The sequence below is a fragment of the Streptosporangium sp. NPDC051023 genome, assembly GCF_040689595.1.
GTDB lineage: Bacteria > Actinomycetota > Actinomycetes > Streptosporangiales > Streptosporangiaceae > Streptosporangium.
This window is the reverse complement of record NZ_JBFBCE010000032.1, coordinates 90854-101781: the sequence shown is the minus strand read 5'-3', so window position 1 is coordinate 101781 and position 10928 is coordinate 90854. Positions and strand designations below refer to the sequence as shown.

At 70.1% G+C, this 10928-nt stretch carries 18 protein-coding genes; all 18 read right to left on the bottom strand.

What is annotated here, in order from left to right; translation table 11 throughout:
* Positions 1-29: 29 nt before the first annotated feature.
* Positions 30-491 (bottom strand): hypothetical protein, encoded by a 462-nt coding sequence (locus tag AB0395_RS22270; protein ID WP_366283252.1) that lies wholly within the window; start codon positions 489-491, stop codon positions 30-32.
* Between the two features lie 27 nt (positions 492-518).
* Positions 519-878 (bottom strand): hypothetical protein, encoded by a 360-nt coding sequence (locus AB0395_RS22265; RefSeq protein WP_366283250.1) that lies wholly within the window; start codon positions 876-878, stop codon positions 519-521.
* A gap of 60 nt (positions 879-938) precedes the next feature.
* A complete protein-coding gene (locus AB0395_RS22260) occupies positions 939-1178 on the bottom strand; it encodes a hypothetical protein (RefSeq protein ID WP_366283249.1) in 240 nt (79 codons plus the stop codon).
* 51 nt (positions 1179-1229) lie between these two features.
* Positions 1230-2771 (bottom strand): hypothetical protein, encoded by a 1542-nt coding sequence (locus tag AB0395_RS22255; protein WP_366283247.1) that lies wholly within the window; start codon positions 2769-2771, stop codon positions 1230-1232.
* Positions 2772-3186: 415 nt separating this feature from the next.
* Entirely contained in the window at positions 3187-3696 is a 510-nt protein-coding gene (locus tag AB0395_RS22250) for a hypothetical protein (protein ID WP_366283245.1), read from the bottom strand.
* Positions 3697-3805: 109 nt separating this feature from the next.
* Complete coding sequence (locus tag AB0395_RS22245; protein WP_366283243.1) at positions 3806-3979, bottom strand: hypothetical protein; 174 nt, start codon at positions 3977-3979, stop codon at positions 3806-3808.
* 102 nt (positions 3980-4081) lie between these two features.
* A complete protein-coding gene (locus AB0395_RS22240) occupies positions 4082-4657 on the bottom strand; it encodes a hypothetical protein (RefSeq protein WP_366283242.1) in 576 nt (191 codons plus the stop codon).
* Positions 4658-4742: 85 nt separating this feature from the next.
* Positions 4743-5120: a hypothetical protein gene (locus AB0395_RS22235; protein ID WP_366283240.1), complete on the bottom strand. Its 378-nt coding sequence runs from the start codon at positions 5118-5120 to the stop codon at positions 4743-4745.
* Positions 5107-5727 (bottom strand): hypothetical protein, encoded by a 621-nt coding sequence (locus AB0395_RS22230; RefSeq protein WP_366283239.1) that lies wholly within the window; start codon positions 5725-5727, stop codon positions 5107-5109. Before AB0395_RS22230 ends, AB0395_RS22235 begins: the two co-directional genes overlap by 14 nt.
* A gap of 123 nt (positions 5728-5850) precedes the next feature.
* Positions 5851-6057 carry a hypothetical protein gene (locus tag AB0395_RS22225; protein ID WP_366283238.1) on the bottom strand — a complete coding sequence of 69 codons (207 nt, stop codon included), beginning with the start codon at positions 6055-6057 and terminating at the stop codon, positions 5851-5853.
* Between the two features lie 135 nt (positions 6058-6192).
* Positions 6193-6423 (bottom strand): hypothetical protein, encoded by a 231-nt coding sequence (locus AB0395_RS22220; protein ID WP_366283236.1) that lies wholly within the window; start codon positions 6421-6423, stop codon positions 6193-6195.
* 58 nt (positions 6424-6481) lie between these two features.
* Entirely contained in the window at positions 6482-7267 is a 786-nt protein-coding gene (locus tag AB0395_RS22215) for a hypothetical protein (RefSeq protein ID WP_366283235.1), read from the bottom strand.
* Entirely contained in the window at positions 7267-7686 is a 420-nt protein-coding gene (locus AB0395_RS22210; protein WP_366283233.1) for a hypothetical protein, read from the bottom strand. The genes AB0395_RS22215 and AB0395_RS22210 overlap by 1 nt, the downstream gene beginning before the upstream one ends.
* Before the next feature lie 210 nt (positions 7687-7896).
* Positions 7897-9009, bottom strand: a complete 1113-nt coding sequence (locus tag AB0395_RS22205) for a hypothetical protein (protein WP_366283231.1) — start codon at positions 9007-9009, stop codon at positions 7897-7899.
* Positions 9010-9238: 229 nt separating this feature from the next.
* Positions 9239-9406 (bottom strand): hypothetical protein, encoded by a 168-nt coding sequence (locus tag AB0395_RS22200; protein ID WP_366283230.1) that lies wholly within the window; start codon positions 9404-9406, stop codon positions 9239-9241.
* A complete protein-coding gene (locus tag AB0395_RS22195) occupies positions 9397-9918 on the bottom strand; it encodes a hypothetical protein (RefSeq protein WP_366283228.1) in 522 nt (173 codons plus the stop codon). Before AB0395_RS22195 ends, AB0395_RS22200 begins: the two co-directional genes overlap by 10 nt.
* Positions 9915-10238, bottom strand: coding sequence for a hypothetical protein (locus AB0395_RS22190; RefSeq protein WP_366283226.1), 324 nt, complete (start codon positions 10236-10238; stop codon positions 9915-9917). The genes AB0395_RS22195 and AB0395_RS22190 overlap by 4 nt, the downstream gene beginning before the upstream one ends.
* Positions 10239-10297: 59 nt before the next feature.
* Positions 10298-10873: an NUDIX domain-containing protein gene (locus tag AB0395_RS22185; RefSeq protein WP_366283225.1), complete on the bottom strand. Its 576-nt coding sequence runs from the start codon at positions 10871-10873 to the stop codon at positions 10298-10300.
* Positions 10874-10928 lie beyond the last annotated feature (55 nt).

Below are 10928 nucleotides of genomic sequence, written 5' to 3'. Positions count from 1 at the left end.
GTGACACGGTGCGGGCCGACGGACGGAGGTCATCGGACCCCTGCGGCGACCTCCCCGCCCCACCGGAAGGCGCTCCACAGCTCATTGAGCACATCGCCGGCGATGTAGGCCGGGCGCAGGGCGGTCAGGTCGAGGATGGGGGTCGGGGTGCACCCGTCCTCACGGGCAACGACGATCCGGCCACCGTCCCGGCTGTGCTCGTAGTGGACGTGTCCAGGGGTGGGCTGCCCGCTAAGGGCGTTGGCCATCTCGCGCATCCGGTCACACACGCCGTGCTCGGCGCCGCGGGCCAGGGCGCCGTTGAGCGCCTCGGCAATGGCGCCGGCGAGCGTAAGGGTGATGGGGCGCCGGGTGACGACGCGCAGTCGAGCGCCGTTTTCATACAGGGCGACGTGGCGGCCTTCGGCGCGGTATTCGAGGGTGGCCGTCTGGGCCTTGAGAGCGTTGCGACTCTGCGGGTTCTGGTGGGCGGTGACCATGGTGCCGGTCATGGCTCTCCTTGGCGGGGTGGGTGAAGGTCAGACGGTTGTGTGCTGAGCGGCGATCTTGATCATGTCGTCGTAGTCGGTCGCGTGGCCCAGGGTGGCGCGGTTCAACTCGTCGCGGATCACCCAGCCGTCGGTCACGGTGGGGTCGGTGCCGAAGCACTCGTGTGCGCCGAGCCACCGGCCGACGGGGCTGACCGGGTAGGCGGTGAAGTGGGGAATGCGCGGGAGCTTCCAGGCCTGGGTGCGGGCCTCGTCGTCGGTGTAGAGGCCGGTGACGCCGAAGGCGTGCCACTGCCAGCCGTTCGGGTCGGCGCCGACGCGCCAGACCATGTAGCGTCGGCCGCCGACGGTCGCAGTGTGGATGGTCTCCACGTTCACAGGGAGTGTCATGGGTTCCTCGTCTCGATGGGCTTGGACCGGCCCCGGGGCGGCCACCCCGGGGCCGGTCGGCTACTCGGTGGGGGCGGCGTGGGCCTTGAGCCAGGCGATGCGGCGCATGGCGTCGGTCAGGACCGCGGCCTCGCGGGCGGTCAGGGCGCGGGGGGATCGATTGACGGCGTCGACCGCCTTTTCCAGCTCCGCGAGGGTGGTTTCGGGCAGGGAGACGATGCGCCCCAGGTTGGCCGTTGCGGGGTTTTTGGCGGTGCGGCGGCGGCGCGTCCCCATGGTCAGCTCGCGGGCGAGGCCCATGGTTTCCTCCTAGTGGTCAGGCTGTTTGCTCGTAATCCATAGTACGGTTACTTAGTAAGAGGTTGTCGAGGGCTCTGCGCTCTGGATCTCCTGGTTTTCCAGGACGTCGGGCATGGTGACCTCGACCGGGCCGCAGGCGTCGGCGGCCATCTGCCGCTCCCCCTTGACGAAGGCGAGCACGTCCTGGTGTGCGCGGCCCAGCAGGCGGGATTTGACGAACTGGGGGCCGGTGCGCAGCGCGACCGATCCCAGGGGGGTGGCCAGGATCGCGGTGGACTGCAGGGTGAGGCCGCCGGCCTCGGCCGCGCGGATGGTGATGCCGCGCAGGTCGACCAGGCGGCCGGTGCGGGGGTGGCGCACGTCGCCGACCACCAGGACCGCGAAGCGGTTGGGGCGCAGCACGCGGGCGGCCTCGGCGATGATGTCGGCGTAGGAGTCGGCGAAGGCGTCCTCGGTCATGGTCGACAGGTCGGCCGGGTCCTCGCTGTAGCGCTCCAGCCACAGGTACGGCGGGCAGGAGAAGATCATGTCGGCGAATTCCCCGGGCAGCTCTTTGAGGATCTGCCGGGAATCGCCGACGCGGTAGGTCACCTCGCCGGGGGCGCGCTGGGGGTGCTTGGCGCCGTCGTTGTCCACGGACGATGCCGCCGCAGGGCGGAGGATGGTCTGCACCTGCTCACGGTTGGCCTCCACCTGGGTTTCTGATAGGTCGATGCCGAGATAGGAGCGGCCCAGGGAGGCGGCGACGATCCCGCGGACCGACCCGCCAGCGAAGGGGTCGACGACCTGGCCGCGCGGCGGGGAGAACCACCGGTAGGCCAGCTCGCACAGCACCGGGTCGAACACGCTGATCCCCTGGCCCTCGGTGTCGTGGGGCTCGTCGTGGCTGAAGCCCATGTTGTAGGTGCGGGCGGTGCGGCCGACCTCGGACTTGATGCCGAGGTTGAGCCAGGAGCGTTTGCGGTCGCGCCACCAGCCGCTGCGGGCGTCCAGGACGGTGAAGGGCGGGATGAGGAAGCGCTCGGCCAGGCTCATCCCGTCGGTGGGCTTGTCGCTCGCCAGGATCGCCTCCAGGTCGAAGGCGTCGGCGGTGGGCTTGCCCGCCTCGGCCGATCGGGCGTCGAGGTCGGCGACGAGGTCATCGAGGTCGGTGGCGGTGTAGCCGGTCAGCTCCAGCAGGTCGGGGCTGGCGGCGGCGATGTCGTCGAGGATCTCGGCCAGTAGCTGCTGTTCCCAGCCGCCTTTTTCGGGGATGCGGTTGGCGGCGATGATGTAGGCCTCTGCCTCGGCGTCGGAGCGTGATGACCACCCGCGCACGATCGGCACCCGCCAGGCGTCGTCAGGGTCGACGCGCTCGATGCCCTGGGGCGGGTCGGCGCCCTCTTCGCACATGGCCTCCAGGACCTCCAGGCGGCCGTGCCCGGCGACGAGGCGCCCGGTGCGTTCGTCGAGTTCACCGGCGACCAGGCAGCCGAATTTCTCGATGGAGGTGCGGATGGCGGGCAGGTCGTGATCTTTGGGGTTACGGACCGCTCTCGGAATGTCACGGAGCGGCATGTACTCGATGCGGCGTGCAGCCGTGTGGGTGCTCACGCCGCTGCACGGTAGGCAGCGGCGGTCCTTTAGGTCGCGTGCTTTCGGCGGCTACGATTTGATGCGGATGGTCCGGATGGCCGGGTGTTTGCACACCGGGCATTCGCAGCGGGTGAAGCGGCGGCCGTCATCGGCGGCGGGGATGAGGAGCACGCGCCCCTGACACATTCCGTGGTCGCCGCGACGGCAGGGGTTGCTGATGTGCTGGGGAAGGGGCTCGACCTCGGGGACCGGCGGGCGAAGGTTTCGGCTCTGGGTGGACACAATGCCACCATGCCACGTTCGTACTGGAGTACGACACGCAACCCCCCGTGTTGATCCGAAGTTGTGAAGGGTGTATGACCCTCGGCCCGACGGCCGGGGATGCGTCGCACCCGAGGTGCTCGGCGCAGGTGCAGGCGGCCGGGCGCGTGGACTAATCCTCCTCGGGGGTGGCGATCTCGATCTCGAAGGAGATCGGCCAGCCGAGTTCGGCGGCGATGGCGCGCAGGTGTTGCTCCTCGGCAGGCAGGAGCGGGACGGACGCCTCCACAACCAGGACGGGGTTGAGCAGGCGGATCTCGTGGTCGCACAGGTATGACCACAGGGCCATGGTGGCGGAGTAGGTCTGCGGCAGCGGGATGAGGCTCATGCTGTGGGTGGACATCACGCTGGTGGAGATCTCGCCGACGGCCGGAGCGCAGTCGAGGTCGGTCAGGGTGGTGGTGGCGGTCAGGTGCCAGCGCCTGCCATGCCGGGTGATCCGTATCCCGGTGCAGACGGGGCGCGGGGGGGCCAGGCAGGAAAGCAGATACAGCATGGTCAGGCTGGCCGTCGTAACGCCGGCCAGGGCGGCGCCCAGGAACGGCAGGGAGAGGAAGATCGGGACCTGGATCAGTGCGGCAAGGATCCCGGCGGCCGTGATGCATCGCGCGTCGATGCGCATGGCGTTCTCCGTGGGTCGGCGTGAGGGGTCGGCGCGGGCGGCGGCCCGGCCACCTGGAACGTCACCCCGCGCCTGCTTCAGGGGCGGGGTGACGAGCCGGGCGGCCGGGTCAGCGGTTGCAGCGGGCGGAGTCGGCGATGAACCAGCGGTCGCGGTGTCCGCGGGATCCCCGGCGGGCGGCGCGGGGCAGGGTGCGGTCACGGCGGCGGGCGGGGGCCAGGTCGTCGGTGTCGAAGTCCTCGGCGGTGAAGGACGGACGGACGAGGGCAAGGGGGCTGGTCATGATCTGCTCCTGGGGGCGTTGTCCCCGGGGTTAACCCGAGATGATTGTATGGCTACTTAGTTATTGGGTGGTGGGGGGGCGCCGTCCGGCGCGATGTGGTGGTCAGCGGGTACGGCGGGGAGTCCCGCCGGGCGGGACGAAGTAGAAGGTCCGGTCGGCGTAGAACTCCAGCCAGCCGTAGGCGCCGTTCTGGTTGGGGCGGTGGCGGCCGGGGGTGCGCAGGTAGCGGTTACAGGTGGGGCACATCCCGGCGTCGGTGCGGCCGGTGGTGTCGGGGCAGCGAGCCTCGGCCACGTAGGCCGGGCGGTTCCTGTTCTGGAATGAGGTGCGGCGGATGCGCCAGGCGGTGGCGTCGGTGCGCGGCCCGAGGTCGGAGGTGCGAACCCAGAAGATCCGGCCGCGGCTGCTATAGCCGTCGTAGTGGTCGCCGGGGAAGATCTCGGTCATCTCGCCGGTGGAGTCCAGGCGGATGACGACGACCGGCTGGCCGTTGCAGGCGAGGAGGTCCCCGCGGGTGGGGACGGCGGGCTCCGCCGGGGCGGGGTCGACCTGGGCTTTGTGGCTCCAGTCGAAGGAGTTCATCACGTGGCGGTATCCGTCGAACAGGTCGTCGGGGATGGCGCCGCTTCCGCAGATGGTGCAGGGGGTGGAGTGCGGGGTGCCTTCGCTGGCGTTCATTACCTCTCCCGGGCGATAGGGGGCCGTCTTTCCTTTCAACACACTTAACTGTACAGCTACTTAGTGAGAGCGCAAGAGGTTTTCGCTAAGTATTCGTACAAGGACAGGACTTCGCCGCCCGCGCAGCGGCCTGGGCCGCCCGCCGCCCGGCATACATCCCGTGCGTGCGGGCGTTGCTGTTGCCCTTCGGCGCGCCCGCCTTGCCCGGGACATAGCTGGCCAGCCACTGCACCGCCTCCAGCACGTTCCACACCCGCACCGGCCGGTAGCGGCCCTCGTGGCGTCGTTCGGGCAGGGAGGCGGGAAAGCCGTTGCGGGCCCGGTGGTCGTGCCAGGCGTGGATCTGGTGGGCGTCGATGCGGGTCAGGCCGCACGGCAGCGAACCCAGCATGGCCAGCTGGGTGAACAGCGCCGCCATCTCGTGAGCGCTGACCTCGTCGCTCATGCCCTCAGGCAGCGTCACGAACTCCCACGGCGGCGGCAGGAACCGCAGCGGCGCGGGGCTTGGGCTTTCGGTAGGCGTGCCAGGTCCGGTGGTTGACCTCGGCTCTTCGTGCATATTCAACGGTCTTACTCGTTCCTGGTGAGTTGTTCAGGCAGAACGCCAGCAGCAGATCGACAGGGTAATCAGGGTGGGTGGGGATGTCGGGGTTACGCCGGTGCCCGGCCGACGGGCAGAACGTCTTGCCCGCTCCGCGGATGCCCTTGGCGTTGACCCGGCGGTGTTCGGGGCGGCAGGTGGGGGCGCAGTGTTCCCAGTCGGCGGGCACCGTCTCCTCGGCGAGGGTGATCCCGGCGAGGAAGGCGACCTTGAGGTTGGCCTCCACCCACTGGGAGGCGATGCGGTCGACGCCCTTGCTGGCGTCGCCGTGCCGAATGATCAGCGTGTCGCCGGCCGTGAGCCGCCGCAGCTGGTCGTCGAGGGCGTCAGTGACGATCTCGCGCCACCCGGGAAGGCGCATCGGCCAGGTGGAGGATCCAGAGACGGCGATGCGGCGGATCCTGCCGGGCCGCCGTGGGCGCCGGATGGTGTAGTCCGACGCCCAGGACGGCGGGGACTGGACGGGCATGGGGCCTCTTGCGGGTTGAGCCTGGGTGTGCGCCGATGATGCCGTGGCCGGGTCGTTAGCGTCGCGCCTATCCATTGAACAGGGCGATCAAGTAGGTCAGGTGGAGCCAGGGGGTGCGCATGGTTACCTCCGGGTGGGGGTGATGAGGAAGAGGACGGCCAGCGACAGGCCGGGGATGGCGAACCACGTCTGGCCGCTGGCGTTGACGTAGACGAAGGTCATCGCAGCGAGCAGGCTGGCTGCGGTGACGCCGAATATGCGAAGAAGGATCATGTCTTTTCCGGAGCGCCGAGCACGTCGGGGGCTGCCGCTGCCGTCGGGGGTGGTCATGGGCGTTCCTTCCGGGAAACAACTTCATTCACGTTTACTGTACGTCTACTTAGTAGAGATGCAAAGGGGATAAGGGCGGAAACACCGCGGGGCCGCCACCGCGATCGGTGACGGCCCCGACGTTCCCAGAAGGATCTATTCGTAGCTGCGCGGCCGGGAGGGGGTGACGACCGGCGATGGCGGCACGACGCACTCCTGCCCCCGGCATAACGCCCGCACCCCGAACTCCCCGCCGAGCTTCGGCATCATGCCCGCCAACGCCACCCGGCGCAGCGCGACCGCCTCGACCAGATAGACCGCCCCGGCACCACAAGCCGGACAGACGGCCCCGGACAAGTAGCCGTCGGAGGCCGAGGTGATCTCCATCCGAGAGCCTTCAGGAAGATGCCAGCTGATCGTTACCCCGGCGGCCGGCCGGTAGATGTCATCCGGCATGGTCGCCTACCGGCTCGATGTACACGTGCCTGCCTGGGGTCTTGCGGAAGTGGCCGAGGGTGGCGAACGTCTCCGGCCCCTTCACCTGGATCACCGGGTCGCCGTCCTCGTAGCCTCGCCAGATGTAGACCCCCGCGGCGCGGCGGTTGATCACCCCGGCGTTCAGGGCCGCCTGCAGCGCTTGCCAGCGTTGCGGGCCGCGGTCGAACTGCAGCCCGTCGGCCACCCACTTGCCCAGCTCGGGGGTGGCGAGGAAGGACCCCATGAGGGTGGCGGTGTCCTTCTTGGAGGAGGCCACGACCACTATGCCGCCCAGCGACATATCCCCCGGGCACCCGGCCGCGCGTGCCCACGGCTCGGGCAGGTTCACCACCTCACCGAAGTAGCAGCGCAGCCCGGCGGGGGCCTGCCGCAGCTCCTCGCCGCGGCGGGCGAGGGCGTCGGCGGCGGCGCGGGTCCAGTACGGCGCCCGGTCGGGCTCGCCGATCAGCCCGGCCTCCCGGGCGCGGTCCCACTGCCGCCGGGACAGGCCCAGCGACTGGCGCAGCTGCTCGGCGTCCAGGTCGTCGGGCAGGCCGTCGAGGATCTCCTGGCGGCGGGCGACCAGGCCCTCGACGACCGGGCCGGACCAGCGGGAGGTTTTGACGTCCGGCGTGGGGACGAGGCCCGCCGCGCGGGCCCGCGCGAGCTGGTCCTTGGTGAACTCCAGCGCCTGACACAACTGGGAGGCGTTGTGGTTCGTGGCCGCCTTGGTGGCGGTCGTGTTCTCGGTCATCAGGATTCCTCCTCGGTGACGGGTTCGACGTACAGGCCGCGGCCGGTGGCGGTGTCATCGTGGGTGAAGCGGCCGACGACGGTGAGGGTTCCGGCGGGGGTGTCCTCGGCGCGGACGATGACCTCCCCCGCGCGGTTCTGCGCCCACAGGTGCACACCGGGGGCATCCAGGTCGATCACTGCGGCTTCGCTCATCAGCCGCACGCCGGCGGGGAGCACGGGGGCGCGGTCCAGGCGTAGGTCGGCGGCCAGGTGGTTGGCCTGGTCGGCATACAGGCCGCGGGCCGCCAGCACCTCGACGGCGTGCTTCCTGCTGGTGGCGGTGACCAGGACGCTGCCTTGGCGGCGGTGGGAGGGCAGGCCGATGGCGCGGGCCCAGTCGACGGGCAGGAACACCCCGGAGGCGATGAAGCGCTTCATGCCTCACGCCCCTCGGGCGACGCGGGCGGACTTGGCCGCGGGGTTCAGGCCCAGGTTGGTGATCGGGCCGGTGGTCTGGCGGGTCATGGTGTCAGCCTCCTGAAACGAGGGCCGGACACGCTCCAACCGGCCACACCAAATATTGTACGAACACTTAGTGATTGGTCAAGGGGATCGCCGAACCGGGCACCCGGCGGGGTGCCCGGCGCGTCAGCGTGCGGACTCCATCAGCTCCTTCATCTGGCCGAGGATCCTGTCCCGTGCTTCCAGTCGCTGGGCGAGGTCGGCGATCTTCTCGTCCCGCTCGGCAATCTGCTCGGTCTGTGCGGCGATGATCGCCTCCTGCTTCGTGAAGCGCCCCATGATCTCCACGATGGTGCCCGCCGCGGCCGTCAGGTCCAGTCGGCCGGTGTGCTCGGGCGGAGGGGCGGCGATGGTCCCCCGCAGGGTGGGCGACACGGTGAGCGCCCCGTCGGCGAGCGTGGCAGCCACGACGGCCGGGGCCGATGCGACGGACCGCACCGGTGTGGGGGCGGTCTCGCGCGGCCGGGGCTGCGCAGGGGCGGGCCGGGGCGCGGCGGTGTCCAGCTCCAGGCGGGGGATGCCGACGCCGGCCTTGCCGTGCACGTCGGCGGCGTGGCGGTTGTAGTCCCCCCGGCTGAGGAACCAGGGCATGTCCGGGCAGTGCAAGCAGACGCTCTTGCCGGCGTACTGGGCGGCGTGCAGGCGTCGCAGGTGCTGAACGTAGGCCTTGCAGTAGACGATGACGGCCGGGCAGTGCGGGCAGGGGTAGTGGCCGTCGCGCGGGTGACCGCCGACGGGGAGCTTGTTGAGGTGGATCTGCACCGAGTAGGCCTTGTCGTGGTAGCCACACTCGGGGCAGGTGGCCATCCGCTCGTCCTTCACGGCCGGGGCGGAGGTCGACGCGGGCGCGGGGGCCGGTGGGGCCGCCTTGCCCGCCTCCTGCGCCACCGGGGCATCGCGCGGGCCCGTGTCATCCGTGCTCGGCTCTGGGTCTGGGGCGGCCCAGGTGACGCAGTAGGTGGTGGTGGTGCCGTTGCTGCGCAGGGTCCGGACCCGCCCGGCTTCGCGCATGTAGGGCACCATCTCCGTCATCCAGCGCGTGATGTCCACGTGGGTGCGGATCATCGGGGCGCCGTCCCAGGTAGCGTGGATGGCCGCCATGAGGTCGCCGTCCCAGTTGGCCATGCAGACGCCATCGACCGTGGTGACCTTTCCCCGGCGCAGTTCGATCTGCTGGCGGATGGTACTGACCAGCAGGTCGGTGGCGGCGTCCTTGTCGGCAAGGATCTTTTCGATCACATATCGCGGTCGGTCGGTACGGGCGAGCATAGGTCCCCCTGGGGTGTAGTGGTGGCAAGTGACCGCGCCGTCCGAGCGGTGCCGGGCGGGAGCGCGGGGGACGCCGATCAGGGATGTTGGACCACTAAACGCTGTACATTTACTTAGCATTCGGTGAATGTTTCCCCACATCAAAACGGCGCCCTCGACACAGCATGCCGAGGGCGCCGCGGTGGTGCGAGCAAAACACTCAGGTGTAGGTGCTCCAGGGGGCGACGATCCGCCTCTTTGCGCCCATCTCGCCGGTCTGCGACGACCACACGGGCACCCAGGCGAAGCGGGGCACGAACGGCCGCCGCACCCCGCTCACCCGCTCCAGGTGGGAGGTGTAGTCGCTGTGGTAACGCCTCAGTCCCATGACGCCTCCCCGGCGGGCGTCCGGCCGGAGTGGACGGCACCCACGGTGAGATGGACGTCGGCCGTGAGACCGTCGTCCACGCGCAGGGGCCGGGGGGCGATCCACCCGCCGGTGCAGGGGCAGACCAGGCATCCGGCGTAGCGCGAGCGCAGGTAGTCGCCGGCCAGCGTGGGCACCCGCAGGCCGCGGGATGCCAGCACCGGCGCCGCGGCGTCGAGCACCGCCTGCAACGCCTGAGCCTCGCCGGCCTCGTCGTTGTCCCGGCCGGGCGGCGAGGCGGCCAGCAGGTCGCCCCGGGCGCCGTCGAGGTAGAGGCGGCTGGGGATGGAGAACTCGGCACGCGGGTTACCGGTCAGCTCGCGCAGGCGCCGGGTCTCGGCCCGGTAGACCCGCAGGGCGTCGGGGTCGCTGCCGTCGAACTGCCACCCGTCGAAGGGCAGGCGGGCGCGTTCGACCACCTGGGCGATGAGGGTCAGGGTGGACGTGCGGATCGTCTCCTCGAATTTGATCATTGGAGAGGCAGCATCTCGCGGGCGTAGCGGCTACTTCCCCCGCAGGCCGCGTATCCGACGGAGTGCTCGACGGGCTTGGCGTCTTCGTCCAGTTCCACGGTGAGCAGGCACTGGTCGCACCTTCCCAGCCGAGTGACCGGCTCCCACGAGGCGTCGTCGCCGTCGTGGCGCACCACGACGGCGTCCTTGGGGATGCCGCGATCTTCCTGCCAGGTACGGCGGACCCTGGTCCACATGTCGACCGTGTGGGCGTCGCTGCCCTCGGTGGGGAGTGCGATCTGGAGCGTGCCGGTTTCGTCGGTGAATCTGCAGGCGTACATGGTTCTCCCGATGGAGTGGGGTGGCCTCCGCCGGTGAGCGGAGGCCACTGCGGTCCGGGTCAGAGGCGGGCGGGGGCCTGGCGGGCGAGGGCGGCGATACGGTCGCGGTCGCCGGGGCTCATGAGGATCAGGCCGAGTTTGACCATCAAAGGTATCCAGACCGGTTCGGCGCCGGGGTCGGCGGCGAACTTCTCGGGGGTGATGAGGCCCTCGGCGTGGTCGGCGGTTCGGTTGGCCAGGTCCTGCAGGTCGGCGCGGGTGACCCAGCGCAGGTCGCGGGTCTCGCGGGGGCTGGGGGTCGGTTCGCCGGTCACGGTGGCCCGGTAGACGAAGCATCGGTGACCGACCCCCTTCGGGCCCGGTGCGCGCCTGCAGGCGTTGTCCTGCCAGAGGCCGCTGATCACCGGCTCCAGCGAGACGACGGTGAGGCCGACCTCCTCCTTGGCCTCCTCGCGGGCGGCCTTCTCGACGAGGGCGAGCAGCTGGCGGGGGTCGGTGGGGGCGTCGGTGCCGTGGTCGAGGACGTGGCCCGCGGGGAAGGCGAACCCGACCGGTGGAGTGTTGCGGTTGAAGCCGAGGAACGCGCCGTCGCGTTCGATCACCAGACCGACGCTGAGGTTGTCGCATATGGCCATGAGGCCTCCCGAAAGCAGAGGTATGGTGGACAATTTCTATTGTACGTCTACTTAG